The sequence below is a fragment of the Silvimonas soli genome (genome assembly GCF_030035605.1).
In the GTDB taxonomy this organism is placed as follows: domain Bacteria; phylum Pseudomonadota; class Gammaproteobacteria; order Burkholderiales; family Chitinibacteraceae; genus Silvimonas; species Silvimonas soli.
In genome coordinates this window covers 377,431-402,315 of record NZ_CP106736.1, presented here as the reverse complement: position 1 = coordinate 402,315, position 24,885 = coordinate 377,431, and the positions used below count along the sequence as shown (strand labels likewise).

Here is a 24,885-nt window from a genome sequence, read left to right as displayed (position 1 = left end):
GCCAACCTCTACAGGATGGAGTGCTTCATGAACGCTTACCTCGTCGGTGCAGACACTTTGGGCAATATCCCGGACGTGCTGCAACAATATGGCATTGCGATTCACAAACACGTGTCCGGCCGCAACGCCGCGCATCAACGCAAACCGGCAACGCTCAAAGGCGTTGACCTGATTATCTTGTTTACCGATTTTCTGGGGCACAACGTGATGCGCCATTACCGCGAAATGGCGCACGAAGAGAACATCCGCTTTGTCGCTTGCCGTCGCTCGGTATGTGCGTTGTCGCAAAGCCTGGATAAAGTCTGTTCGCCCAAACAGTGCGAAGCCTGCCCGGCTAAGAAAAAGCACTAACGACTGGCTATTAGACGATGTAGCCGCGCGCTAGGCAGTTACCCAGCAACCTGGACTCATGCAAGCGCGGAATTAATTGCCGCGGCAAAATTGCCTGGGTTCGTCGTGAAAGACGTTCCGGCTCGGGACAGGAATATCTCTAGTCGGGGTCGCTTTGCGCTGGCTTGGGCTTGGCAAAACGATAACCATTTTTGGTCGCTTGCTTGACCTCGTACATCGCCGTATCCGCAGCATTGAGCAGGGCTTCAGCATCAAGTGAGTCGCCTGGCATGTGAATGGCTATGCCGATGCTGGTCGAAAGCGTGACCTGACCGTTTTCCAGCAGGAAAGGCTCCTGCATGGATTGCACAATTTTCTCGGCTACGCGGGCGGCGTCCTGGCGGGCGTCTTGCAAGTCTTCAAGCAGAATGGTGAACTCATCGCCTGCCAGTCGCGCCACGGCATCAATTTTGCGGACACTGGCACGCAGGCGTTTGCCAAAAGTCTTCAGCACCTCGTCGCCAGCATCATGACCGAAGCGGTCGTTCACTGCTTTAAAGCCATCCAGATCGAGGAAAAACACCGCAAACGGTTTTGCCTGGCGTTGCTGGCGACCGAGTGCCGTATTGATGAGCTGCAAAAGAGCCCGCCGATTGGGCAGGCCGGTGAGCGCATCTTCCAGCGCTTCGCGCCGCAACGTTTCTTCCAGTCGTTTGCGATCGGTTAAATCTACGCCGAGCAAGTAGACGCCCCGTATTTGCCCATCATTCGCGCGGTCGGGAATCAAGGTCATGCGCACTTCGCGCCGCCGGCCACCGCGATCTACCACCATGTCCCAGCTATGTTTGCGGCCCTGCATTGCCTCGCTCACATGCGACTCAAGTTGCGCCCACTCATGAGGCGTAATGACCTCCGGAATGGGCCGATGCATCAGCAAATGCGGATCGCGGTCAAACCATTCCTGGTAGGTGGCATTCAGGTAGCGGCAACGCAGGTCAGACTCAATGTATCCGATCAGCACCGGCAAATTGTCGGTGATGGTCTGCAATTGCTCGCGACTGTCGCGCAACAGATCTTCGGCCTGTCTGCGATCAGAAATATCATGCAGGAAAATATTGAAGAGATAACGGTCATTCACAAAAATGGAAGATACCGTTTTCTCCACCGGAATAGGGTGGCCATTCTTGTGGCGCGCCATCATCTCGCCGCGCTCGAATAACGCGGGCTGTGCGGCGTGTTCAACAAACGCGTAAACGGCCTGACGGGTCTGTTCACGGTTTTCCGTCAGAATGATGAGGTCGGCAAAATTGTTGCCCATGGCCTCTTCGCGGGTCCAGCCGAAGGTTTCGGTCGCTTGCTGGTTCCAGTCAACGATGGTGCCGTCTTGCGTGACGCCGACGAAAGCCTCCAGCGCGGTGGCCAGAGTTTCACTGAGGCGCCGTTTGGTTTGCAGCGTTTGATTCTGGGTGGCTTTGAGTTCATCCAGTGTGCTGGCCAGCGACGCATTGGCTGCGGAAAGTTGCTGAGTCTGCTGGGCAATTTCTTTCTTCAAGCCTTCTTGCAGGGCGTGCAACTCAGCTTCGGTTTGCTTGCGGATCGAAATATCCTGCGCTATCAGCACGAAAAACCACGGCTGTCCGTTGTCTCCGCGAAAGACGGAAAAGGTGAGTTCAAGCCAGACCAGATAGCCGTCGCGATGAATGAGTTGTTCTTCGCAACGTTCATTGTTTCCACCATCCAGCAGGCGCTGGCGCACGGCCCGCAATCGCTGCGTACCGTCCTCTCCCAGGAGTTGTGTTAACGGGACTTGCAACAGCGACTCGGCGGTATAACCGAGCAGGCTGGCAAAATGTTCATTCAGCCGTAGCCAGGTGCCATCAAGACTGCGATGGGCAACGCCTACTGCTGCCTGGTCGAAAGTGCTGCGGAACAAGCTTTCTTGCCGGGTTATTTCCTGATCGGCTCGGGCTTGGGAGACCGATGCGCGCAACGCGAACTCGCGTGCGTAGAGTTCCTTTTGCACCAGTGTGGTGACGTCCAGCAACATGCGCACACCTTCTTCATCAAGGTCGCGCGGTTGTGGATCAAAAATGCACAGAGAACCAATCCGGAAGCCGCTCAGGGTTTTGAGCGCCTTGCCTGCATAGAAGCGGATGTAGGGCGGACCGGTGACAACGGGGTTATCGCTAAAACGTGGATCGAGTCTGGCATCAGGGATCAGCATCAGCTCATCCCCCAGAATGGTATGACCGCAGAAAGAGATGTCCCGTGCGGTTTGCAAGCCGGTAAAGCCGTAGCAGGATTTGAAGTGCTGGAAGTCGGCGGCGACCAGCGAGATCAGGGCGCTTTCCACCCCAATTACCTTGGCGGCCAGACGCGTGAGCCGGTCCAGCGCCGGATCGGGTTCGCTGCTACCGAGCAGGTTAAGTTGGTTAAGCGCCTGCAATCGGGCGGTTTCATTGTGCGGAATCGGCGGGACAATCATGCCGGATGCTCCGCACGAACTGATTCGCACCAGCCGAAACCAGCCAGAGCGGCAGCAGGGCGTTCCAATGCCTGCGTGATCAGGCCGGGTCGCACGGTTCGCACGCGGGATGATCCTGATTTTCTTCCGGGCAAGTGGCCATTCCTCCTGAGTGCATGATTGACCGCGATACCAGCCGCAGCCTACGTTAATCAGCATAGGCTGATCTGGCTGTTAATTCGCGGTCATCTTGGGCACGGAGTTACCCAAATCATCACTTGCATGACAGTGGATCACGCTTTATCCACTGGAGGTTTATAGGCCAAAGCGTTCCAGCGCAAAGCGAATGAACTCACTGAGCTTGGGCGTTGGCTGGCGGTCGGCTTGATAAATCAGATGCATGGGCCGGGCAGGGGGTGCGTAGTCGGGCAGCAGTTGTACCAGTCGACCACTGGCCAGATCATCGGCCAGCACGGCTTCAGTTTGCAGAACGATCCCAAAGCCTGCCAGCGCGGCATTGCGTAACGCTATACCGTTATTGATGGTTAAGCGGGCGGGGACTTGCACCTGCATCTCGCCATCTTTGCCAAACATGCGCCAGGTGTGTTCGTTCTCCCAGCGCAAGAAATCCATGCATTCATGCCTGGCCAGATCTCCTGGTGTCTGCGGTGTGCCATGGCGGGCCAGATAGGCCGGGCTGGCGCACAGCATCATGCGATAGGGCTTGAGTGGGCGGGCAATGAGCCCGGAATCGGAAAGCGTACCGATGCGAAAAGCCACGTCAAAGCCATCTTCGACCAGATCAATCACCCGGTCATTCAAGTGCAAAGACGCACTGATCTCCGGAAAATCTTGCAGAAAGTCGGTCAGCGCGGGCGCAAGTTGGCAAGCGCCATACGAGGTCGGGGCGCTGATACGCAATTCGCCACGTGGCGCCGCGCGCAACTGATCCACACTGGCATCGGCGGCTTCTACCTCGACCAACGCCTGGCGGCGGCGCTGATAGTAGGTGCGACCCGCTTCGGTCAGGCTTTGCCTGCGCGTGGTGCGATTGAGCAAACGGGCGCCCAAACGGGTTTCCAGTTCACGGATATGTTTGCCCACCATGGTTGGGGAAATGCCAAATTCCACCGACGCTGCGGTAAATCCACCCAGATCAACCACTCTGACAAATACCTGCATACCTAACAGCCGATCCATAATTTCAAACCTGTGGTTCTAAGTGTTAGAAAATATAGCCGATTTATCGTTTAGGGTTGGGAAATGATAATGGGTTCGTGTGCTGCAGGGCGATTAGCGTTTTGCCACCCAACCCAGGAGAGTCATCATGTTTTTACTGAATGTGAGTTACAGCCAGAACCCGGCCGCAGTTGAACCGCATATCGCCAGTCACGGGGCGTGGGTAAAGCAATATGTGGAAGCGGGCGTGTTTGTAGCGGCGGGGCCAAAGCGCAATGGTCTGGGTGGAGTGATTTTGGCGCAAGTCGCTTCACGCGCTCAACTCGACGATATCCTGGCGCAAGACAGTTATGTAATGACCAACGTCGCAACCTATCAAATTGAAGAATTTGATTTCAAGATTACTCAGCCCGAAGTGGCCGCGCTTAAAGCCGTCTAAGCATTGGCATTACATTAATTGGGGTGAGCGATAAAAAAAGCCGACCAGAGGGTCGGCTTTTTTGTGCGGGACCAGTTAGGGCTGGTCCCGATTGGGTGATTTGCAGATCAGAAACGCTCAGGCATTTTTTGCAGCAAGATAATGCGTTTGTTTTCCAGGCGCACGTAACCACCAAACACCAATTCTTTCAGAATCCGCGCAATCATTTCGCGCGAAGAACCAACGCGGTCAGCAATGGCTTGCTGAGTGAGGGGCTCGGAAATCATCATGGTGCCGTCCGGGTTTTCGGTAACCATGCCTTCAAACAAAGCGCGTACGCGACCATAAACATCCAGCAGGGCCAGATTTTTCATGGTGGCGGAAAGGCGCCGTACCATGCGGGCCAGTGCCAGGATCAGTTTGTCTTTGATCTGTGGGTAGGCGTCCAGCGCAGTGCGGAAATCCTGTTTGGTAAACATCAGGAAGGTAGAGTCTTCTTCGACTTGGGTCGACCAGCTGCGCGGCTCATCATCGATCATCGAAGTTTCGCCAAACACATCGCCTGCTTCACCGATCAGGAATACGAATTCCTTGCCCTGGTTGTCGCTGGTAAACGAGCGGGTGCGCCCTTCAACCAGCAGATACATGGCTTCGCCCGGATCGCCCTCGCGAAACAGGAAGGTGCCTTTAGGCAGGTGCCGACGCACCGCTGCGTGCTGGATGACTTCAAGGTCTTCGTCAGAAAACCCTTCAAATGCTGGAATCTGGCTTAGGAAGTTCTTCAACGTTGTGTCCATCTATGAAACATCTCCTGTGCTCAATCCGCAGAGCTCTTTGCTGCGGCCGAGGCTGCTGATGTGTTGTGTTGTTGAGCAGCTGCCGTTTTTTTGTCGTCTGTAGTCGGGGTGCATTGCTCCGCACTCGGGACTACTTCCATTTTTCTGGCTAGCATATATTCATTCATTTCTTTCCAACCGCTAAAGATATCTGATTTAGCCACACGTGGATTACGACTAAAACAATCTTCCAGCGCTCTACCACTGTGTCGGCATGCTGCGCCGATCGCTTTGCCGTTGGCTTGCTGCTTGTTCAGCATTTCATTGACCTGGTCGCAGCCAGTTAGTGCCGTAACCACAAGCATGCAAACGAAATATCGAGATAATGGCATGAGATACTCAACCCGTAATTGTTCGGTTAACGGCTATATCGGGTTGAATCACACTTTACTTTAGAACATCGTGATTCACGCGCAACCGTTCAATGGGTTTGTTCTATGCCTGCAAGCAGCCAGCGCGCAGCGGGTGCCTTTTGCTTGGTGAAGTGCCATACCTCTTCAAACGCTTCAACCGGCGCGTTAACGTACTCACTGACCTGACCTTTGAAACGCACGCTGGCGACCAGATGCGCGGATTCATCGCTGATATCCAGCAAATCAATATTCAGCGCCGGGAAATCAGCAATTTCCCGGTTCTCTTCAATTTCACCGTGCAGCGCAGTGAAGAGTTCCGGCGTCAGATATTTGCGCAATTCTTCCAGTTGTTCTGGCGAGTTCATTGCCTGCAAGTGCTGGAAGCTGGCTTTGGCATGACGCAGAAAGGCTTGCGTGTCGGTGCCATCCGGGAGACTCGCCGGTGCGGACTGGCCACTTTGCATGACGCCTTCGCCAATCCGGTAAACCTTCTGGTTCTGGGTATTGACCTTGGCAGAGTCGTTCCAGCCCGGCACTGGCCGGGTTTCCGGATACGGATCTACCACCGGGCGCTCGCGCCGACGCAAGAACATGAAGCCGGCCAGCGTCAGACCGCCCAACAGAATCAGCCAGCCCCACGGCAAGCCGCCACCGTCGCTAGCAGTGCCGGAAGCATGGTCGCCGTTCCTGGCGAGGGCATAACCTGCAGCAGCCCCAACCGCTGCCCCCGCTAGCGCGGGTACCAGCGACGAACGCTGTGGTTGTTGCGGCGCAGGCTGTGCCGGTTGAACAGGTGGCTGCGCTGGAGATTGGGCCGGGGTAGTGGGGGCGGGACGAGTAATCTGATTACGTTGCATGCCGGTTGAACGGCCGCTACCTAATCGTTTTGCCTGCACCGGGCCAGCAAGTGCCACGGCAAACGCCAGCAAAATAATGAATAAACGTGATCCCGAAGTATGACTACGCATTAACGACAGTCCCTGGTCAATCGATTGTCAGGTTGTGTATTGGAAAACCATGAATCGTACATTAGTAAGGGCTTAAGCAGTTAATTTCAAGTGATAAGACACGATGATTTTGTTTATACGATGCAGCGCCCAAACGCATCCGTTATTGGTTTGGACGGCATTTTTGACCGACTCAGCAGTAAAAAGCGCAATTGGCCGGATAAATATCATCGCCTTACAAACCTTTGGAGACGCTTGGCTGATCAGATATTAGCCAAATCGCTTTGGTTCATTTTTCTGATTAATTCTTGCCAGGCTGGAAGGTTGTTTCTTACAGATTTCAAGTCAGCACAGGTGCTATTCGGCGTGAATGGCAACTTGATATTGGGCATTGGTCGGACACCAGGAGATGCGGCTGGTTCCATAACTGCCAAGCATTCGATTATGCCCGGCAGTGGCGGTGCAATTTATTTGCGTTGCCCGCGCTCGATAGTCACCCCAACCCGACCCACTTCATGCAGGATACCCAACTTGGTAACCGACACTTTGGTCCATGGTGCAGAGAAATCCTGCATGATCAGATGTGCAATGTGTTCGGCCAGCGCTTCAAGCAGCAGAAAGTGCTGTTCAGCCATGGCCTGGCGCAAATGCTGAACGACCTTGTCGTAATCGATGGTGTCGGTCAGATTGTCGGAAACGCTGGCGCGTGCGGAAGGTAGACCGATTTCCAGGTCGAGTTCAACGACTTGGGGGGCGAGACGCTCCCAGTCATACCAGCCAATAAGGGTTTTGGCGCGTACGCCGTGCAGAAAAATGATGTCCATACCACTCCTGGCGCGGGTAAGGTTTGACGTGCCCGCGTACGGATCGCTTACAATCGAAAGCTCGCTATTGTAGTGGAATTCAAGATGGCCTGGGTGTCCGTGCATCTTTTGGTTTCATCTGCGCCATCTACAAGCGATTTCGCCATTTCTTCATTTTAATCCCACCTCACTTGCTGCAGTCGCAGGCACCTGTATCCACTTTTTTGGTATACGGTTTGGTATAAATCTCTGCCATCAAACCCCTGTTTCTCTTAATTAATGCCTAAAGTTGTCACCCCGCTTACCATTGCCCGGATTCGAGCAGCCACGCCGGATACAAAGGATTTTTCACTGTTCGATGGCGGCGGCCTTTATCTCTTGATCCGCACTGGCGGGGCCAAGGTTTGGCGTCTGAAGTTTGCCAAGCCCAACGGTAAGCCGGGCCTGCGCTCCTTGGGAAACTGGCCTGACGTATCACTCGAAGATGCTCGCCGGATTCGTGAGCAGGCGCGCGCTGGTGTCCCGCCCATTGGTGCGCGGGGGCAACGCCAATCCGGACCGTCCGATGGCGAAACGTTATTGGAGGTTTTCGACGAGTGGTTTGCCTCTTGGTCTCGACAAGTCAAGCCGAAGGTGGCGATCCGGGGCTACTCGCGCATGGAGACCTATGTTCTGAAGTTCGAGAACCTCGGCCAAACGCCAATAGCCGATATCCGTCCTCGGCAGCTGGTTCAGGCGTTGCGCAAGCTTGAGGCAGACGGAAAGTTGACGGTCCTGCACGCCGTACTCGGCAACTTGCGGCATGTATTTGGGTTGGCGCTGGCCACGGAACGGGTAGAAACCAATATTGCGCTCGGTCTGGCTGCACTTTTTCCCAGTCATAAACCTGAATCGTTCAGGGCGTTTGCCCCTGACCAGCTGGATCAACTGCTTCATGCGGTCGAGCGGTCGAATATTCCACCGGAAGGCTATGCGCTGCTTTATTGGCAGTTGCTGACGCTGGCCCGACCGGGCGAAGCGGTGGCAACTCGCCTCGAGCACATCAATTTTGAAAAGCGCTTATGGGTAATCCCGGCGAACCGCATGAAAAAGAACAGGGAGCATGACGTTCCCTTGTCTGACATGGCCATCGCGTTGCTGCGGGCAATCTGGCCCGAAAATCAAACCGAAGGCTTTTTGTTTCCTGCACTGATTAAATCCAGGCGGGCGGTCACTGGCCACATTCAGGTGGGTTATGTGCTGCGCTGGCTGAAAATCATGGGACTGGCAGGGCAGACGACCTCGCATGGTTTCCGGTCGCTTGCGAGTACAACGCTGAACGAATCCGGCTTGTGGCGCCCGGACGTGATCGAGATGGCCTTGGCGCACGTGCAGAGCGACAGGGTGCGTGCTGCGTATAACCGGGCGCGCTATATGCCGGAACGCGTCGCCATGCTGCAATGGTGGGCCGATCATATCCGACGGCACCTTGCACAGGTTCCTAACCCCACGGGCCGGATTCCGGCGTTTCTGGCCGACCGGGCGCCACTCTCTACGCGGACTGATCGGCGTTGATTGCGCCTTCCCACAAGTGACTGCCGCTCATCGCTGAATTGCACCAGGCGGCTTAGGCGGACCAACGCAAAGTGGTCTAAGTGCTGCGAATTTCACACACTTCGCGTTATATGCGCCTGAACTTCTGCCTCACCTTTTTTAAAATCTTCCCTGGATAATTGAGTCCCTACGGGGTTCTGTGGGGCAATAGCCTGCTGATTTCTAACGAGACGTCCAAAAAATGAACACCGTAAGGTGATGAATTTCAATAATATTTTTCGAATTCGTTGCTATTCAAGATGCATTTTTGCTGCGTTTTCTTTCAGTTTGCCGATCTTGAGCATATGCGCCGTTATGGTCCATGTAAGAGAAAAGCAATGACATTAGAAACAACCGCACACCAGGATCACGCAAACGCCGGGTACTACAGTTTGCGGCAGTTGGTCACCACCCGTGGTCGCCGGGTGGGCATGTTGGCACCCGTTCTGCCGTTCTCTGAGTCCACCCTGACCCGGATGATTGATCGGGGGGATTTTCCCAAACCGGTATTCCTGCCGGGCACCCGTATTCGGGTTTGGACCAAGGGTTCGGTTCACGCCTGGTTGCGGGCGCAGCAAATCAAGACCGAGATTGCTCCGGCGATTATTGATGCGGCGAGCCAAGTGCAAGGCACCAATGTACCGCGCATGCACAGCCGCATGCTGGCGGACGTGTTGGGCATGCGCCATGACGTGCTAATGCATGACGTTGAAAACAATCGGCGTGATTTGGCACGCCTGGGCCCGGTCGAAATCGAAACCGCCAAGCGTGACGCGTCGTTGCCGGGTCGTCCTTCCCGCTTTGTGCAGTTGAATGAGCGGCAGGCGTTTTTGCTTCTTCTTGTTTCACGAAACCAGCGGGATGCAATGGGCCTCAAGCTGGGTGTGGTGGCCAAATTCTTTGACGGCCCTTCGCCGGAGGACGGGCCGTTTGCTTTTTTGATGCGGCCCGGTGTTGAACTGTCACCAGAATCGGCGGCGGTTTTATTCGCGCCGCAATTGCAGGCGATGGTGGGGGAGGTCGTGGACGACGGCACGGCGAGCAGAATTTCTGGTATTGCCGCACTGGCCAGAACGGTTGCGGCTGGCACGTTCGCTGAAGCGTACAACGAACTGCATGATTCTGAAAAAGCCCTTGAACGTGCGCGGGACCATTTGCGGGCCGTGGTTCGCACATTGGGGCGCCGGGACAATGGGCGGGGCAGGCGACCTTTGTCGATGCAAGTGGAGGTGCGCCCATGACCGCCCGAATTATTCTCGCGTCATGCGGCAGGGGTGCGGTAAAATTTGACCTGCATCAAAAGTCGAATGTTTTGCGGCAAAAGTACGGGTTAACCCGTATGTTTGCGATTCGTCCGTCCTGGCACTATGACTCCGTCGCGTTCAATAGCGCGACCGGAATTGGCGTTCCGGAGTATGGGCGGACTGCAAGTCGCCTACATGTTTGTACTGCGGCTTTTTTTGCGTCCGTCGCACTTGGTAAGCCTCCTATGGCAGGCCGGGTGGGAGAGTCGCAAGACTCGCCGGATCCTATACCCGGTACGCCAATCCTGCTCGGTTCTGCCACCCCGATTGGCGTCGGGATGGCGGAAATTTGTTCCGCAAGTATAGGAAGCTGTGCCATGCATACCCCTCAAGGTACGCCTGCGCCACCCATGCGCAGAAGAAGACCGCAAAACCCCAATTCCACCCTCATGGCCCGCGCCGTGTGTCTGCCTGATCAAGGCAACCGCTCCACCGAGGCCGCCATCCGCGCCGGTCGGGAGCACCCACCCAGAAGAGTTTTAGCGCCGGTCGCGTTGCGTCCGGCGTGTGCCACCCGTTCTACCGCCGCCGCCAGCGCGGCGGTAATAGCCACCCTCGTGCTGGGGGTGTGCAATGTGTAAATACCTATCCCCAGTGGTCCCTGCCAGCGCCTCGCGCTGGTCGTGCACCCGTTGCGGCAACTTTCTCGGTCGCCACGTCAACAAACCGAAGTGCGATTTCTGCGCGCCTTGCCTGCCGGAAGCGCCGCGCGTTGCTTCGTACGTGATTGGGGGACGCTGACCATGCTGACACTTCCTTCAGTTATTGCCAGCACCAACCGCATGCACCGCTTCGTGCCGTCCACGCTAGGCAATATGGGCAGCCGCCTGCGCATTATTGAAGTGCTTGCCGATTGCAAACGCGAGTACCTGGCATTGGCGGAATACACCCAGCACCTGGCCGGGCTATTGGCCGAATTCGCTGATTTGTCCGGGAAGCCTTCGCCCGATTTGTTGCAACGGCTGGAGGTGGCCATCTATGGCCCCGATCCAGCCCCGTAACACTTAACCACTCCTGATTTGTATTTTTTGCCGCGCGTCGGCAGGGACATTGCTACGCCCAAATTCTGGAAAGGACCAAACCATGTTCTTCGTTCAGGTAATGATTTTTGCGCTGGTTGTATTGGCGAACGCGGCCATGTTGCTGGCTGGCAACGTGTGGGTGGCCCAAGTGGTCACGGTTATTGATCTGGCTTTGGTGTTTTGCGAAGGCTTCCACTTTTTGCTTCATGGCGACCAACCAAAAGTAAGACCGATGGCGGTGAAGCGAGCGCACATGCTTCGGGCCAAGACGGCGCGGCGGCTGGAGGTTTTCTGGTTGCTGGTGGCGGTGTTGCTTTGGGTGGAGGTGACATTCGCGCTACGCGACAACGGGCAGGGCGCGCATTCGTGGGCGAGTGTTGTTCTTGCAGTGATGTTGTCCGCGCGGCTGTTTCTGCCACGGCTGATGTGGTGGGTTGATGTTGTGGAACGCGGTGCCTACCGAATGCTTGACTGGTGGCTGGCGCGGCAGGCGTTGGCAGACGCTAAACGGGTAGCGTTGTTGCGCCAGGCACGCCTTGACTCGTTTGAGATTGAACACGGCATTTTGAGCAGGGTCCGCGCCACCCAAATCGAACGCAGGGATTTGTGGCCACTGCATGACGCGGACAAACCGCTGCCATCTGATTTGGCTGCCGTTGGCTCGCGTGGGGGTGCCCACCATGAATAAACAACCGGAACGTCTAGTCGCGTCGGTGTACGCGCTGCCTGCCAAAGTGCCTAACGATGTTTACCAGAAATGGGGCCGTGATCGTGGCCAGCAATATCTGATGTTGTTACGCGGTGAGCTAGACAATGCGGGGGAGATCAGGCCGTCTGACTTGCCCTTGTTCTTTGCGTCACTGCTGCCGGATGAACGCGCCGGTTTTCTGGAAGTGGTGGGTATGTATCTGGTGCTGTCGCTCATGGGCGAAGCGCCTGATGATCCGGCGGACTGGAACGTGTTGGCGGATTTGGAACATGCCGCTGAGGCGGCGGACTTGCCCGATTGCAGACCGAGGATGCGAGCAGGTGAAAGAGGGGGCGAATATGGCCGCCGCTCCTGATCGAAAAATCACTGCCGCCGACATTCACAGGGCTGTGGGTGGGCGCTGGGCCGATGTGTTGCGGTCTGCGGGTGTACCTGCTACGGCCCTGGAGAAGAACCGGCACGGGCCTTGCCCAATGTGTGGCGGGAAAGACCGTTACCGGTTCACCAACAAGAATGATCGCGGCTGCTATGTCTGCAACAACTGTGCGCCCGACGGGGGCGACGGCTTGCAAATGTTGATGGCGTTTCGCGGATTGAGCATGTGGGAAGCCATGCAGGACGCGATCAACTGGCTGGGGGGGGCCGAGACGTTTAGCGGATTGGCGCCGTCACCCGAAGTCCTGGCGCGGCAACGGCGGGTTGAAGCGGCAAAGCTCAAGCGGGAACAAGAAAAGACGGCCTCAAGCAACTTTGCCCGCTGGCGTAACGCGTTTCCCGTGACCGCAAGTGATCCGGTCGGGCTTTACCTCAAGCACCGCGGCTTGCCGCTGGCCAGCTACCCCAGCGTTCTGCGTTATCTGCCGTCGCTGGATTACTGGCAACGCGATACGGGCGGGCTATTGCAGCGGGTGGGATCGTATCCGGCCATGTTGGCGGCGGTCCTCCTGCCCGACGGCAAGCTGGTGGCATTGCATCAAACCTACCTGACGCCAGACGGGCGCAAGGCGCCCGTACCCGAGGCGAAAAAGTGGACGCGCACCAGCGCCAAGCCTGCCGGGGCTGCAGTGCGGTTGTATCGCCCTGGTGAGTGCTTGTGCGTGGCGGAAGGGATTGAAACCGCGCTGGCCGTGCATGCGTCCAGCCGCCACCCGGTATGGGCCGGATTGTCGGCCTACGGCTTGCGCCATATCTGGATCCCGCCCGAGGTCAAGCGGGTATTTATCTATGGCGACCACGACACCAACGAGGAACAGGCCGGGCAGCGCGCGGCGCACGCATTGGCGGATCGGCTGCGCGACGAAGGGCGCGCGGCGACAGTGTTCATTCCTGAAAGACCTGGGGCGGACTGGCTGGATGTTTTTAACGAGGAATAGCCGTGCCTGATTCAATCGACAAGGCGGTATTGGCTAACCCGGAAGCTGCGGAAGCCAGGCCCGCCGAAAAGCCCAAGGCCAAGAAGCCGCGCAAGCGGGGGCGGCCAGCGGCGAATGGTCAGTTTCTCGTTACCGAAGACGGCGACGAATTACAGGGGCCGGGCACCTATTTTTGCGGGCTGGGTGAGGACGAAAGGCCGCGCCGGATTTGCGCGCCGCTGCACATCGACGCGCAAGTACGCGATATCGACGATGCGCAATATTCGGTCCTGGTGCGATTCACCAGCATGGGCGAGGTGGAGAAAGACCACTTGATCCCCCGCGCCAAGTTGGTGAACGGCCAATCAAGCAAGGTGATGGAAGAACTGGTTTCCATGGGGCTGGAAACATCGAACTGCGTGGATATCAACAAGATGCTCATGCAGTACCTGCAAACATCTACGGACGTTCCAAAAATGCGATTAGTGACGGTGACGGGGTGGTCCAACCCCAATATTGGCAACTACTTTGTGCTGGCTGATCAAACGATTGGCGACGGCAAGGAACTGGATCCGGTCTACTTTAGCGGCGCGGTTAAGGCGCTGCTGGTGCAAGCGGGCACGGTTCAGGGCTGGCGTGACGGCGTCGGCAAATTCGCCGTTGGCAATCCGCTGTTTATGCTGGCCTTGGGCGCGGGATTTGCGGCGCCGCTGGTGCGCATTTCCGGGCTCGATACCGGTGGCTTTCACTTTTACGGCGCCAGCAAGACGGGCAAGACCACCATTTGCGATATGGCGGCGGGGTTGTTTGGTACGCCCAGAGAGTACCGCATGAGCTGGAGTACGACGGTTAACGCGCTGGAGTACGCCAGCGCGGCGCACAACGATTTGCCGTTGGTGCTGGATGAAATCGGTCTGGCGGACCCGCGCGCTGTGGACACCATCGTTTACATGTTGAGCCAGGGCAAGGGCAAAGCGCGGGGTAAGGATGTGGGTGGGCTGCGCGAGTTCACCAAGTGGCAGTGCTTTGTATTGTCGAATGGCGAACACGATCTAGCCAGCTACCTGGCTAGTGGTGGCAAACAGGCGAAGGCGGGCCAGCTGGTGCGCTTGATTTCATTACCTGCCGCGCGCCCGTTTGGCGCGTTCGACCAGTTGCACGGCATGGCGGATGGCGCCGCGCTTTCGGCGGTTATGGCAGCAAATGCCGCCGAACACCATGGCGCGGTGGGTTTGGCTTTCCTGCAAAGGCTGGTGGCCGCACGCGATGAATTGCCCGCATTGATCCGTGAAGGCTTGCGCAAGTTTGTGGCTGATTTCGTGCCGGTCGATGCATCCAACCAGGTACGGCACGGCGCCCACTATTTCGCGCTCGCGGGGTTGGCGGGTGTGATGGCCACCGATTACGAGTTAACCGGTTGGGAGATGAACGCGCCGTGGGAAGCGGCAGGCGCCATGTTCAAAGACTGGATCGCCAGCCGTGGCGGCGCTGGCCCGGAAGAAGACCGGCAGATATTGCGGCAGATCCGGTTGTTCTTTGAACAACATGGTGAGGCGCGGTTTACGCGTTGGGAAAAAGACCCGCCCGTGGTTGACGAGCATTTACCCAAAACGATGGTGCGCTGTGGGTTCCGGAAAACGGAAGTGGCCAAAGACCCCAACAATTCAACGTTGGAAGTCGGTTCGGAAACGACATTCTACGTGTCGCCCGAATCGTGGCGGGATCAGATCGTTGGAACTCTCGACTTAAGAGCGGTGAACAAGCTGCTGCTGGCGCGCGGGATCTTGTTGCCCGGCAATGAGGGTCGGCCCACTCGCAAGATACGCATTCCGGGTGCAGGTAATGATCCGGTGCGCATGTATGTATTGAGCCTTTCTGCGCTGATGAATTATGAGGCGGATAGCCACGATGGGGAATAACTTAAAAAAGTGGCTGCAGGCAGACAAATCACCTGCTCCTGAAATCCCTGGCGCCAACTCTGCCGGGGATGGCCTGAATAACTGGCAGCGTACCTTTGCGGCAAGGGAACTGACCCAACAGGACTATATGCTGTGGCGTGAAGTCTTAATCGAAATGGTACGTACTCAGGGATGGAATCAAGCTGACCGGGTTAGGTTGGGTGAGGCTCTGGCCACGCGCGACGCCGGTTTTTGTTGGTGCCTGATGCAACATGCCTTGTTGTTGGAATTGCCTATCACCAGGCGGATCGACTTCTGGCGCCTGGTGCATCAGGACAAGCCAGTGGCATTGGTTCGGGACCATCGACATGGGGCAGTGCTGTGCTATGTGCTGGATCCTACAAAGGATGGTGCGGGGATGTATGACGGGGCGGTATTTGATCTGAATTTGCCTGAAGGTTAAGGCATGGTGACGCGCGTGATCTTTGTGCCCGGCAATGACCGGGCATTTGGGTATGCGCGGGATTGGGTTTTGGGATTCGCCATAATTATTTGATTTTATTAAAAATAATATTCGGAAAGCAGGTCCCCCGAAGCCCTCGCAAGGACTGACTTGGCGAACTTCGCGAAGTGCTGGAGGGTAGCGCGGTTGAAATCATTGTTGCTTGCCTCAACCTGACCGGTAACGAACGGATTGTGGCTATTTACTTTGCCCCTTGGCGATCGGGCGCCTGCGCAGATTTCACTGCTGCAAAGTCTGCTAGTATACCGTGGGCAAGATGCAATTCTGACTAATGCAACATTATTGATTCAACTCACTCATGCAAAAAAGAGTAATTAAGTTCCAAGCTGCTTTGTTCGGCACGTTTAATTTCCCTGCTGAGCCAGACACAATCGTTAAGTTAATGACGGTTTTTGCTCCATTAGGGTTTATGCCGCAAGTGATTTCGGTGCCAGATCTAATGACTGGATTGACGGCCCAAAGAATCGGTATGACGAGGGGTGACGACGTAGTAATGTTGCTTGCTCCAGATCGTATAGATTTCACAGCTACGATGCCAACAGTGGACATCGCAGGATTTGTGAACGATGCGGTTACCAACGTGGAGCAATTGGAACGTGGAAACCTTCGGTTTAACCGGGTTGCCTTAGTAGTCGACACCCTCCTCGAAGAAATGTCTGAGGCCGAGATAGAAGCAATGCGGGAAAAGTTGTTGCCGCACAGTGGGGCGAGATCGATAGAGTGGATGGCCCGTTGGGTTACTCCCGTTATCAACGAGACGGAGCAATACAACGTTTGCCTTGAGGCGATCAAAGCATCCGGTTTGATGATGTTTTTCAACGGCCGCATGCAGCCTTTGCATGGCATTAAAACGTTGCATGACGTTAGTACCACACCCTCGAACACAAGTCCCCGGTTTGATGCCCAAAATTTGCGTGGAGCGCTGGATGCTATCTCGCAAATTATTTCTGCGCGGACTGATCTAGACAACGCTTAATTTTTGGGGGGTGTATGGAATTCACCGTCACTGTCGATAAGCAAGCGCTGAACATTTCGCACCTTGGGACTAGTTTCCAGCTCGCGTCGGGACATGCGCTTGGTATGCCGCACCTGCACCAGCCTGTAGGGCGGTCGCCTGCCATTACAGACTTTTTGGTCTCCAGTTCTAATTCTTACTCCACAAGTACGACCCTACCTAGTGAGGATAGTGGGACTAATGCATACGGTATGTCGCACCTGCAGCAACCCATTTTGTGGCCGTCAACAAGTACAGACCCTTGGGTCTCCGGCTCTGGTTCTTACTCCACAAATGCGGCCTTACTTTATGGGGTTGGTCGGACTAGTACATATGTAAAGGGGGACGGTGCTCGTAAACACGAAATCTGCGAAGAGGCTCAGGCGAAGTTCTTGGATCTGGCTCGGTCAGAATATTTTGAATATGGTTATACCTCTCCCTCAGAGCGACATTTATTGCAATTTGCGACAGAGTGCCCGGGATTCATTGGCGAGGTTATACAGAACACCTTCTTGGCAGTGTGGGAGGATTCTGGGGTAATGTTGGCATTATTAAACGCTGTAGCGTCGTTAGGGTATGAGACCACACAGCCATATGGGCAGGTTGTTGCACTTGCAGCGATGATGAATCCCGCCGCGGAAGTAAAAGAAGCTGCGATTCGCGTTTATGAGACTTGGGGACACAGGGAAGGTGCCAAAATTTTGGCAACAGTGGATTGTCCTTGGGCTTGGTTAGACGACTATCGTAAGCAGGTCATTTCCGACTTGGGTGGAGATGCATGAGTTATTTGGTCCGGAAGATTGAGCGATCCCGCTGGAATGGTTCAGACATTGCCGGAAGTCGAATCAAGGCGGACGTGGTCGCTAGTTGTATTCGTCCCAACGGTAGCGAGCTATCAGTTTGGTTTGCAGAAAACGAGGCAGACATTGCGAAGGCTAAGCTGGCAATGTTGGCGGCAATGAACAAGCTTGCGACGGTCGACTTCGTGATATTGCCTATCGCCGAGATTCAGGACGCTGGGTTGAAAGTTGTTTCAACTTTGCCCACGCTTGGGCCGGAAAGCCTGAAGGCGCTCCATCGCGATATCCACGATCTGGATCTGGATAGTTTGAAGGTGGTTGCGCAAATCATTCAAGAGCACATTGTCAACAAGAAGGCAGTACGACTTACCCGTGACGCGTGTAAAAGAATGCTGTTAGGTGCAATTCAGAGCAACGAATTTAGTGCCGACGAATTGCATGCAGACATCGCTAAAAATTTGGCCGTTGCATAGCCTATCAAGGGGTTTTTAATTTCGACAGTGTAGCCTGATATTTGCGGCTACAAAAAAGGGCGCGATTCGCGCCTTTTTTTATGACCGTGGCACGCATTGTGGCCAGAGTCGCAAGCGGTGGGCTTGGAGGCGCGCTGGAGATGCCGCTTGGCTGGTTTCTCGGCTGCGTATGGCTGGGCGTGGGGCAGTGGCCAGGGGCGGCGCTGGCAAGGGCAGGGCGTGCCACTGCTTATTGTCCTTGGGGTTCGAGAGTGAGATTAGCGCGCCGTATGGCGCGCTTGGGTGCCCGGCAGGGCTATTTTTTGCGGTTGTGGTTTACGGGGTTTTGTTCCCAGTGTTCCCAGGCGGAAAACCATATTTTCCAAAAGTGGAAACAGCTAGAACCCAGCAACGGCACGGGTTTCAGCAAGTTGTTCCCAATGTTCCCAGTGTTCCCAGCAAAAAACAGGCGGTTTGGTGGCGGTACACCCGTTTCAGATTGGCTCGGTGAGGGCGAGGGGTTCCCGTCCAGCGGTAGAAGGGGTCTATTTAACGCGTATCGGGTGGCGCGCTTTGGTATCCGGCAAGAGTAATTAGCGGCGCGGATTTTGCCTTTAATTGCATTTAGCGGGATTTACAATTTTATATGATTCAGCGAGTTACGGATTTTGTTCCCATTTGATTATCTCCTAAGTACCCCTCTATTCTTATTTTTGAGAGTTATAGGGGGTCTGAGTGGGAATCCGGGTACATAACCCTGAAACCCTCTGTTTTTTTGTGGGAACAATGGGAACATTGGGAACAAGTCGCTGAAACCCGCTCTGGTGCTGGGTTTGCGCTGTTCCCAATTTCTGAAAATGTGCTTTTTCTTTTGGGAACAGTGGGAACATTTTGTTCAATCGGCATTGGCGTTCTTTATGTCCGGCAAGATTGACGGGCTGACCTTGTTTATTAGGGTTTTCCCGTATAATTGCGTTGTCAAAACCGGATTAAGGGAAGCCAACGTGATTACACACATCAACGACAAATTGAATGCTTGGGCTATGTGGTCAGTACGTAATTCGGATGGTGGTATCGGCTGGGGCAATAGCCAGTTGGCGATGCTGGCCGCAACCAACGGCGGCGCCTTTGCCGGGGTGCCACTGGATGTTGATGATGAAATGACGGAACTTGACCAGATCGTGTGTGCGCTGCCGGAAACACTGAACCGGGCGGTGCGTGTGTGCTATCTCGGGCGTGGTACGGTAGAGCAGAAAGTTCGGGACTGCCAGTGTGCCCGCCGTACCTATTTCGACCGACTGAGTGCCGCTCACAAACTGGTGATGGAAGCGTTGCAGGTTGGCATTGATGATGTGCCGCAACTGGCCTCCCGACGGGCTACGGTCCGTTCGGGGTTGCATGCAATGGTGCCCGTCCGCAAAAAAGTGTTGACGGGTCTTGCCCGCACTGTTTAGTCTAAAAAGCGTTAAGTGTTTGTAGCTGCGTCTAGCGACTACACACCGAACCAAACAGGCCCGCCACGTGCGGGCTTTGTCACATCTGAAACCCGCCACCTGTGCGGGTTTTGTCGTTTCTGGAGCCCGACATGAAGACCTACTACCTTTTTGTGTTGGTCAGTGGTCGGCTGGTGATCGATGACCATCTACCTGCAGGTGCCGAAGTGTTGAAGCAATGCACTGCCGAAAGTTTGTTGGCAGCGCGTGCGCTGTTGGTGGTGTGAATGCCTTCCGCTTCGCTCAAACCCTGCCGGGCACCGGGTTGCGGTGCGCTAGTCACTGGTGGCTACTGCGACCAACACCGGCCAATGCCCGCGCAGACCTACGATGCGCAACGTGGCTCATCGGCGAAACGTGGGTATGGCACCGCGTGGAGAAAGGCACGCGCTGCTTGGCTGCGAAAGCATCCGCTCTGCGTTGAGTGCGAACAGCAAGGCGTACTGATAGCCGCGACAGTGGTCGACCATATCAAACCGCATAAGGGCGACATGGCATTGTTTTGGGATAGGGACAATTGGCAATCATTGTGTAAATCACACCATGATCGCAAGACGGCGACCGAAGACGGCGGCTTTGGCCATGGGCCAGCCACCGAACAGCAGGGAACTGAGTTGGTACTGCGGCCCGGCCTGACCATCATGCGCGTGCGTTGACCGCATCTTTCACTCCGATGCGGGTGTGAGGGGGGGCCAAAAAGTCGAGAGGTCGACCGTCCGACACCGTATGCCCAGCCGTGCAAATACAATTCCCTCGAAATCATAGGGGGGGGTATGGATCAGCCATAGGCGACTGTTTCAGCCTCATATTTCTTTTTCAAGTTCCCGCATGCACAAGGACGCCACCATGGCCACGCAAACCGCAACAGCGGGCGGGCTCGTGGCGATTCCGCGTCCACCGGCCATGCTCAAAACGCCCGGCGCAAAAAAAGCCTGGCGCTATCTGCTGACTGCGCTCAGTACAGCGCGCCTCGACTACGGCCCGGCGCTCATGTCCCTGGCTCTACTGTCGGACAAGATCGACAGCTGGCGTAAACACATGGACGCCATCGCCAAGGCAGGCAAGCGCTACGAGATTGACAGCAACAAAGGTTCGCTTGAATCAGACGAGTCGTTGGCGGAACGCCGTGCCCGTGCAGAAGTGATCAAAGACCTTGAGCAGTCCGGGCTGACGGTCATATCCGCCGCACACATCCGCGCGCTGGACCAGCTTGGTCAAGGTGACTTGTTCAGCCCGTTCGATGCTGCCACCGACGTAGTAACCGGCAACCGGTCAGCTGAAACGCCGCCGTGGTCCCTGACCAAAACCGAGCGCGCGATCTGGCGCGAAATGGTGGCGCAACTAGAAGGGTCGGGCTTTGACTTTGCCACGGCGGGCATCTCACTGGGCCTGCTCTGCGCTGCAGTCAGCGACTGGTACGACTGCAAAAAGTGGATCGAGGATAACGGCGGCAAGCACTTCGCGGTGTCGTATGCGACTGGCCGAACCTATGAAGTGAGCGCCAGCTACAACCGGGCAAAGATCGCCAAACAGATCCGCGAACTGCTCAAGAAAAACGGGATGACGGTTTATTCATGCGCCAAAAACAAAGCGATCAGCAAGGGGAGGATAGCGGGGGTGGAATTGCTGGAAATCCTGGCCTTTGTCGGGGACCGGCTGGATTGATCCCTGCCGGATATGTGTTGCAGGCGTGGGACCAGTACGGCCTGGACGTGCTGGAAGGGCGAATCGTTGCAAGTCGCTATACGCGCCTTGCCGTAGAACGCCACTACCGCGATCTGCGCGAAGCGGGCCAGCGCGATCTGGTCTTTCGTATCGATCACGCCCAACACGTGATCGACGCTTTTTCCCACTTCCGGCAATCCAAGGGCGAATGGGGCGGCAAACCCATTGAGTTAATGGGCTGGCAACAATTCTGGCTGGCCGTGTGCTTCGGATGGCGCCGCGTGGACGGTCGCCGTCGCTTTCGCACCTGGTACGAAGAGGTGGCACGCAAGAACGGCAAGTCCACCAAGCTGGCCGGGGTCGGTATTTATCTCTTCGCCATGGATAAAGAACCTGGTGCCGAGGTCTACACCGCTGCCACCAAACTGGACCAGGCGAAGATTACCCACGCCGAGGCAGAAATGATGGTCCGGCAATCGCCCGGCTTGCGCCAGCTGATCAGCATCCAGAACAACCGCATGTATATCCGGGGCACCTCAAACAAGTACGTGCCGCTGGGCGCCGACGCCAAAACGCAAGATGGCTTGAACGTCCACGGCGCGATCATGGATGAATTGCACGCCCACCCGACCCGCGATCTGTGGGACGTGATCGAAACCGCAGTTGGCGCGCGGCGCAATTCGCTGATGTACGCCATCACCACGGCAGGGTTCAACATCGAGGGCAGTATCTGCCTCGAGCAACGTGACTACCTGGCCCGCATTCTGGAAGGCACGGAAATCGACGACAGTTACGGCGGGGTGATTTACTCGCTGGATACGGAAGACGACTGGCGCGACGAATCGAAGTGGATCAAGGCCAACCCAAACTTGGGCGTCTCGGTCAGTCTTGACCAGCTGCGCGATGCCGCCCGCAAGGCGGCGGCAGTTCCGGCTGCGCTGGTCAATTTCCTGACCAAACGCCTGAACATCTGGACCCAACAGTCGCAAGCGTGGCTGTCGCTGGATGACTGGGATCTGGGCAACGCGCCGATTGATGAAAGCCATCTGCTGGGCTTGTACTGCTATGCCGGGCTGGATGTGTCTACCACGACCGATATCACTGCGCTGGTGTACGTTTTCCCGCCGCAGGCCGGGTCATCCGAATGGGTGGCGTTACCGCGCTTTTTTGTACCTGAAGAAAACATCGCCCGACGCGAAAAGAAAGATCGCGTGCCGTACCGCCTGTGGGTCGAGCAAGGCTGGATCATCGCCACACCTGGCAACGTAGTGGATCAGGAAGCCATCAGGCTGCAGGCCATTGCCGACGCAGACCGCTTTGAAATCCGCGAAATGGCCTACGACGAATGGAACACCGCCAAGCTGGCCAGCGAATTGCAGGATGCAGGCTTCACCATGGTGAAGCTGCCGCAAAACTTCCAAATGCTCTCCGCACCATCCAAACATCTGGAATCGCTGGTGATCAGTGGCAAGCATCGCCACGGAGGAAATCCGGTCCTGCGCTGGATGGCAGGCAACGTGGTGCTGCTGCAGGACACCAACGGCAATTATCGACCGAACAAGAGTAAAAGCCGCGACAAGATCGACGGCATTGTGGCCGAAATCATGGCGCTCAACCGGGCGCTGTTCCCCGGTGAAATTGAAGCTGAACCAGGAATCATCATCTTATGACCACCCCTTGGTACAACGCCGAGCGCGTCCAGCAATCTGGCTCTGTGGTTCTCAAGCGCTGGAACGCCGAACGGCAGGCGAAGCGCGTTGCCGCGACTTCTGACAAGACGATCCCGATCAGTGAAGGTGTGCGCGGGAGTGAACTCTACGACTGGATGACGGGTGGCTTGTCGTCGGCTGGCGTAACGGTCACCGAACGCTCCGCCATGTCGATTTCCACGGTGTTCGCCTGCGTGGGCTTGATCGGCGGCTCCATCGCATCCATGCCGTTTCATATTTACCGACGCACCGACGATGGCCGCGACCGGGTGGATAGTCCGCTCTGGTGGCTGCTCAACGAGGAACCTTGGCCAACCATGCCAGCCGCCGTGTTTTGGGAGTACCTCATTACCTCGCTGCTGCTGCAGGGGGACGGGTTCGCCAAAATCCATCGCAAGAATTCGCGCTCACCGGACATCAAGGGCTTTGAAGCGTTGCACCCCACTTGGGTTGTACCGGTGGCGGATGGCGATCAGCTGCTTTATATCGTCAACCGCCCATCAACCGAGCAGGAAATTGTGCATCAGGACGATATGTTGCATGTGCCGGGCATTGGATTTGATGGCCGTCGTGGCATGTCGGTATTGCGCCACGCGCTGCAAAGTAGCGGTGGGGTAGCGCTGGCTGCGGACAGGTACAGCGCGGCGTTTTTCAAAAACGGTGCCCGGCCCGATTTCGTGTTGCAGTCCGATAAGGACGTGAGTGCCGCCAACGTAGATCTCATCCGTGAAACCTGGTCGCAGCGACACCAGGGCATCGACAACAGCCACCTGCCAGCAATCCTCACCGGCGGCCTTAAAGTGGCGCCGATTACGTTGAATTCTGAGGATGCCCAGCTGCTGAGTACGCGCCAGTATTCGGTTGAGGATCTGGCGCGAGTATTTGGCGTGCCCACATTCATGGTCGGTCACCACGAAAAGTCATCCAGCTGGGGCAGCGGCCTTGAACAGCAATCAATCGGCTTCGTTAAATTCACGCTCGGTCGCCACCTGGTGAAGATCCAACAGGAGGTGAACCGCAAGTGTTTCCGCACCGCAACTTACTTCGGTGAGTTTCAAACAGCCGGACTGGAGCGTGGAGATATCAAGTCCCGCTATGAGTCGCACCGAATCGGCTTGGGCCGGGCTGGCGAGCCGGGCTGGCTCACCGTGAACGAAGTCCGCCGCATGGAAAACATGCCACCAATAGACGGTGGCAATACATTGTTAAAAGGAACGCCCGATGCATCCACTTCAGCAACTTCTGATCAGCAACCGGCAGACTCCACGGCGGTTTGAGGCAGTCAACGCTGCGAGCGGTGATGAGGCCACCATCTACCTGTATGACGCGATTGTGGCATCACAGTCCGATGCAGACTGGTGGGGTGGTGTCGCCGCCGACGCGTTCGTAAAAGCACTGGTCAATATATCGGCACCGGTCATTCATTTACGCATTAATTCACCTGGTGGTGACGTGTTCGCCGCCCGCGCCATGGAAACCGCGGTCCGGCAGCATCCCAGCCAGATCATCGCCCACGTGGACGGCCTCGCTGCCAGCGCGGCCAGCTACCTGGCTATAGCCGCAGATGAAGTAGAAATCGCGCCAGGCGGATTTTTCATGATCCACAAGGCGTGGACCGTGGGGTGGGGTAATGCCGACGACTTTACCGCCACTGCTGGCTTGCTAGGCAAGATTGATGAATCACTGGTTCAAAGCTACGCCGCTGAAACTGGCCAGACACCCGACCAAATCCGCGAATGGATGGCGGCGGAAACATGGCTCACTGGTGACGAGGCTGTGAAATATGGCTTTGCCAACCGGTTGGCCAGCGACACCGCCAAAGCGCAAGCCTCGTGGGATTTATCGGCATTTGCGCATGCCCCTGCCGGTTTGAATGCGGCGCTGCGTAATCCGCCACCGGCAGAACCAGCAGCACCTGCGGCGCCGGACATGCATGCGGAACGGGAGCGCCAACTGGCCCTGCTAAACCGCGCGATTTAACTGCAATACCCCACTGCCAACACCGCCATAAGGCGGTTTTTTTGTTTCTGCCGCCGCTGCGCGGCTTTTTTTTGGAGATTCA

27 protein-coding genes and 1 pseudogene are annotated in these 24,885 nt (G+C 56.2%); 22 read left to right on the top strand and 6 right to left on the bottom strand.

Features of this window, described 5'->3' with window-relative positions; translation table 11 throughout:
- The first annotated feature begins 27 nt into the window (after positions 1–27).
- Entirely contained in the window at positions 28–351 is a 324-nt protein-coding gene (locus N7220_RS01805) for a DUF2325 domain-containing protein (RefSeq protein ID WP_283149765.1), read from the top strand.
- Positions 352–490: 139 nt separating this feature from the next.
- On the opposite strand, the gene N7220_RS01800 is transcribed toward N7220_RS01805, so the two are convergent.
- Together N7220_RS01800 and N7220_RS01795 are read right to left on the bottom strand one after the other, a co-directional pair.
- Positions 491–2,815 (bottom strand): sensor domain-containing diguanylate cyclase, encoded by a 2,325-nt coding sequence (locus N7220_RS01800; RefSeq protein WP_283149764.1) that lies wholly within the window; start codon positions 2,813–2,815, stop codon positions 491–493.
- 294 nt (positions 2,816–3,109) lie between these two features.
- A complete protein-coding gene (locus N7220_RS01795; RefSeq protein WP_283149763.1) occupies positions 3,110–3,994 on the bottom strand; it encodes a LysR family transcriptional regulator in 885 nt (294 codons plus the stop codon).
- A 127-nt stretch (positions 3,995–4,121) separates the two neighbouring features.
- On the opposite strand from N7220_RS01795, the gene N7220_RS01790 reads away from it, so the two are divergent.
- Positions 4,122–4,412, top strand: coding sequence for a YciI family protein (locus N7220_RS01790; RefSeq protein ID WP_283149762.1), 291 nt, complete (start codon positions 4,122–4,124; stop codon positions 4,410–4,412).
- Between the two features lie 107 nt (positions 4,413–4,519).
- Here N7220_RS01790 and N7220_RS01785 read toward each other — a convergent pair whose 3' ends face one another.
- The 4 genes from N7220_RS01785 to N7220_RS01770 form a co-directional block, all read right to left on the bottom strand.
- Entirely contained in the window at positions 4,520–5,188 is a 669-nt protein-coding gene (locus tag N7220_RS01785) for a Crp/Fnr family transcriptional regulator (RefSeq protein ID WP_283149761.1), read from the bottom strand.
- A 20-nt stretch (positions 5,189–5,208) separates the two neighbouring features.
- The gene (locus tag N7220_RS01780) at positions 5,209–5,559 is read right to left on the bottom strand and encodes a hypothetical protein (RefSeq protein WP_283149760.1); all 351 of its coding nucleotides are present in this window, start codon (positions 5,557–5,559) and stop codon (positions 5,209–5,211) included.
- An 89-nt stretch (positions 5,560–5,648) separates the two neighbouring features.
- Complete coding sequence (locus N7220_RS01775; protein WP_283149759.1) at positions 5,649–6,548, bottom strand: Tim44 domain-containing protein; 900 nt, start codon at positions 6,546–6,548, stop codon at positions 5,649–5,651.
- A gap of 446 nt (positions 6,549–6,994) precedes the next feature.
- Positions 6,995–7,351, bottom strand: a complete 357-nt coding sequence (locus tag N7220_RS01770; RefSeq protein WP_283149758.1) for a dihydroneopterin aldolase — start codon at positions 7,349–7,351, stop codon at positions 6,995–6,997.
- Between the two features lie 258 nt (positions 7,352–7,609).
- Between N7220_RS01770 and N7220_RS01765 the strand changes: the two genes are divergently transcribed.
- From N7220_RS01765 to N7220_RS01675, 20 genes and pseudogenes are all read left to right on the top strand, one after another.
- Complete coding sequence (locus tag N7220_RS01765; protein WP_283149757.1) at positions 7,610–8,884, top strand: tyrosine-type recombinase/integrase; 1,275 nt, start codon at positions 7,610–7,612, stop codon at positions 8,882–8,884.
- A 356-nt stretch (positions 8,885–9,240) separates the two neighbouring features.
- On the top strand, positions 9,241–10,143 hold the full coding sequence (locus N7220_RS01760) for a helix-turn-helix transcriptional regulator (RefSeq protein ID WP_283149756.1): 903 nt from the start codon (positions 9,241–9,243) through the stop codon (positions 10,141–10,143).
- 380 nt (positions 10,144–10,523) lie between these two features.
- Positions 10,524–10,787, top strand: a complete 264-nt coding sequence (locus tag N7220_RS01755; protein WP_283149755.1) for a hypothetical protein — start codon at positions 10,524–10,526, stop codon at positions 10,785–10,787.
- Between the two features lie 162 nt (positions 10,788–10,949).
- On the top strand, positions 10,950–11,207 hold the full coding sequence (locus N7220_RS01750) for a hypothetical protein (protein ID WP_283149754.1): 258 nt from the start codon (positions 10,950–10,952) through the stop codon (positions 11,205–11,207).
- Positions 11,208–11,289: 82 nt separating this feature from the next.
- Positions 11,290–11,916, top strand: a complete 627-nt coding sequence (locus N7220_RS01745) for a hypothetical protein (RefSeq protein WP_283149753.1) — start codon at positions 11,290–11,292, stop codon at positions 11,914–11,916.
- Complete coding sequence (locus N7220_RS01740; RefSeq protein WP_283149752.1) at positions 11,909–12,292, top strand: hypothetical protein; 384 nt, start codon at positions 11,909–11,911, stop codon at positions 12,290–12,292. Before N7220_RS01745 ends, N7220_RS01740 begins: the two co-directional genes overlap by 8 nt.
- A pseudogene (locus N7220_RS20740) lies at positions 12,207–12,494 on the top strand (primase-helicase zinc-binding domain-containing protein); the annotation flags it as partial. The gene N7220_RS01740 and the pseudogene N7220_RS20740, both read left to right, overlap by 86 nt.
- Before the next feature lie 15 nt (positions 12,495–12,509).
- The gene (locus tag N7220_RS01735) at positions 12,510–13,310 is read left to right on the top strand and encodes a DUF7146 domain-containing protein (RefSeq protein ID WP_283149751.1); all 801 of its coding nucleotides are present in this window, start codon (positions 12,510–12,512) and stop codon (positions 13,308–13,310) included.
- Between the two features lie 2 nt (positions 13,311–13,312).
- Positions 13,313–15,208, top strand: coding sequence for a DUF927 domain-containing protein (locus N7220_RS01730; protein WP_283149750.1), 1,896 nt, complete (start codon positions 13,313–13,315; stop codon positions 15,206–15,208).
- Positions 15,198–15,650: a hypothetical protein gene (locus N7220_RS01725; protein WP_283149749.1), complete on the top strand. Its 453-nt coding sequence runs from the start codon at positions 15,198–15,200 to the stop codon at positions 15,648–15,650. Before N7220_RS01730 ends, N7220_RS01725 begins: the two co-directional genes overlap by 11 nt.
- Positions 15,651–16,008: 358 nt before the next feature.
- Positions 16,009–16,686: a hypothetical protein gene (locus tag N7220_RS01720; protein WP_283149748.1), complete on the top strand. Its 678-nt coding sequence runs from the start codon at positions 16,009–16,011 to the stop codon at positions 16,684–16,686.
- A gap of 410 nt (positions 16,687–17,096) precedes the next feature.
- On the top strand, positions 17,097–17,486 hold the full coding sequence (locus N7220_RS01715; protein WP_283149747.1) for a hypothetical protein: 390 nt from the start codon (positions 17,097–17,099) through the stop codon (positions 17,484–17,486).
- Positions 17,483–17,977, top strand: a complete 495-nt coding sequence (locus tag N7220_RS01710; protein ID WP_283149746.1) for a hypothetical protein — start codon at positions 17,483–17,485, stop codon at positions 17,975–17,977. Before N7220_RS01715 ends, N7220_RS01710 begins: the two co-directional genes overlap by 4 nt.
- Positions 17,978–18,780: 803 nt before the next feature.
- Positions 18,781–19,410: a hypothetical protein gene (locus N7220_RS01705; RefSeq protein ID WP_283149745.1), complete on the top strand. Its 630-nt coding sequence runs from the start codon at positions 18,781–18,783 to the stop codon at positions 19,408–19,410.
- Between the two features lie 131 nt (positions 19,411–19,541).
- On the top strand, positions 19,542–19,676 hold the full coding sequence (locus tag N7220_RS01700) for a hypothetical protein (RefSeq protein ID WP_283149744.1): 135 nt from the start codon (positions 19,542–19,544) through the stop codon (positions 19,674–19,676).
- Positions 19,677–19,760: 84 nt separating this feature from the next.
- Complete coding sequence (locus N7220_RS01695) at positions 19,761–20,105, top strand: HNH endonuclease (RefSeq protein WP_283149743.1); 345 nt, start codon at positions 19,761–19,763, stop codon at positions 20,103–20,105.
- 190 nt (positions 20,106–20,295) lie between these two features.
- On the top strand, positions 20,296–21,114 hold the full coding sequence (locus N7220_RS01690) for a hypothetical protein (RefSeq protein ID WP_283149742.1): 819 nt from the start codon (positions 20,296–20,298) through the stop codon (positions 21,112–21,114).
- Positions 21,111–22,784 carry a terminase large subunit gene (locus N7220_RS01685; RefSeq protein WP_283149741.1) on the top strand — a complete coding sequence of 558 codons (1,674 nt, stop codon included), beginning with the start codon at positions 21,111–21,113 and terminating at the stop codon, positions 22,782–22,784. Before N7220_RS01690 ends, N7220_RS01685 begins: the two co-directional genes overlap by 4 nt.
- Positions 22,781–24,100 (top strand): phage portal protein, encoded by a 1,320-nt coding sequence (locus tag N7220_RS01680; protein ID WP_283149740.1) that lies wholly within the window; start codon positions 22,781–22,783, stop codon positions 24,098–24,100. The genes N7220_RS01685 and N7220_RS01680 overlap by 4 nt, the downstream gene beginning before the upstream one ends.
- A complete protein-coding gene (locus N7220_RS01675; protein WP_283149739.1) occupies positions 24,045–24,803 on the top strand; it encodes a head maturation protease, ClpP-related in 759 nt (252 codons plus the stop codon). Before N7220_RS01680 ends, N7220_RS01675 begins: the two co-directional genes overlap by 56 nt.
- Positions 24,804–24,885: the final 82 nt, after the last annotated feature.

Excerpts from the sequence above, each read along its gene's own strand:
- N7220_RS01725 (WP_283149749.1), top strand. The coding sequence starts at position 15,198 with ATGGGGAATAACTTAAAAAAGTGGCTGCAGGCAGACAAATCACCTGCT.
- N7220_RS01745 (WP_283149753.1), top strand. The coding sequence starts at position 11,290 with ATGTTCTTCGTTCAGGTAATGATTTTTGCGCTGGTTGTATTGGCGAAC.
- N7220_RS01710 (WP_283149746.1), top strand. The coding sequence starts at position 17,483 with ATGAGTTATTTGGTCCGGAAGATTGAGCGATCCCGCTGGAATGGTTCA.
- N7220_RS01790 (WP_283149762.1), top strand. The coding sequence starts at position 4,122 with ATGTTTTTACTGAATGTGAGTTACAGCCAGAACCCGGCCGCAGTTGAA.
- N7220_RS01775 (WP_283149759.1), bottom strand. The coding sequence starts at position 6,548 with ATGCGTAGTCATACTTCGGGATCACGTTTATTCATTATTTTGCTGGCG.
- N7220_RS01765 (WP_283149757.1), top strand. The coding sequence starts at position 7,610 with ATGCCTAAAGTTGTCACCCCGCTTACCATTGCCCGGATTCGAGCAGCC.
- N7220_RS01675 (WP_283149739.1), top strand. The coding sequence starts at position 24,045 with ATGCATCCACTTCAGCAACTTCTGATCAGCAACCGGCAGACTCCACGG.
- N7220_RS01700 (WP_283149744.1), top strand. The coding sequence starts at position 19,542 with ATGAAGACCTACTACCTTTTTGTGTTGGTCAGTGGTCGGCTGGTGATC.
- N7220_RS01785 (WP_283149761.1), bottom strand. The coding sequence starts at position 5,188 with ATGGACACAACGTTGAAGAACTTCCTAAGCCAGATTCCAGCATTTGAA.
- N7220_RS01780 (WP_283149760.1), bottom strand. The coding sequence starts at position 5,559 with ATGCCATTATCTCGATATTTCGTTTGCATGCTTGTGGTTACGGCACTA.
- N7220_RS01795 (WP_283149763.1), bottom strand. The coding sequence starts at position 3,994 with ATGGATCGGCTGTTAGGTATGCAGGTATTTGTCAGAGTGGTTGATCTG.
- N7220_RS01740 (WP_283149752.1), top strand. The coding sequence starts at position 11,909 with ATGAATAAACAACCGGAACGTCTAGTCGCGTCGGTGTACGCGCTGCCT.
- N7220_RS01755 (WP_283149755.1), top strand. The coding sequence starts at position 10,524 with ATGCATACCCCTCAAGGTACGCCTGCGCCACCCATGCGCAGAAGAAGA.
- N7220_RS01695 (WP_283149743.1), top strand. The coding sequence starts at position 19,761 with ATGCCCGCGCAGACCTACGATGCGCAACGTGGCTCATCGGCGAAACGT.
- N7220_RS01735 (WP_283149751.1), top strand. The coding sequence starts at position 12,510 with ATGTTGATGGCGTTTCGCGGATTGAGCATGTGGGAAGCCATGCAGGAC.
- N7220_RS01800 (WP_283149764.1), bottom strand. The coding sequence starts at position 2,815 with ATGATTGTCCCGCCGATTCCGCACAATGAAACCGCCCGATTGCAGGCG.
- N7220_RS01690 (WP_283149742.1), top strand. The coding sequence starts at position 20,296 with ATGGCCACGCAAACCGCAACAGCGGGCGGGCTCGTGGCGATTCCGCGT.
- N7220_RS01760 (WP_283149756.1), top strand. The coding sequence starts at position 9,241 with ATGACATTAGAAACAACCGCACACCAGGATCACGCAAACGCCGGGTAC.
- N7220_RS01680 (WP_283149740.1), top strand. The coding sequence starts at position 22,781 with ATGACCACCCCTTGGTACAACGCCGAGCGCGTCCAGCAATCTGGCTCT.
- N7220_RS01770 (WP_283149758.1), bottom strand. The coding sequence starts at position 7,351 with ATGGACATCATTTTTCTGCACGGCGTACGCGCCAAAACCCTTATTGGC.
- N7220_RS01720 (WP_283149748.1), top strand. The coding sequence starts at position 16,009 with ATGCAAAAAAGAGTAATTAAGTTCCAAGCTGCTTTGTTCGGCACGTTT.
- N7220_RS01805 (WP_283149765.1), top strand. The coding sequence starts at position 28 with ATGAACGCTTACCTCGTCGGTGCAGACACTTTGGGCAATATCCCGGAC.
- N7220_RS01750 (WP_283149754.1), top strand. The coding sequence starts at position 10,950 with ATGCTGACACTTCCTTCAGTTATTGCCAGCACCAACCGCATGCACCGC.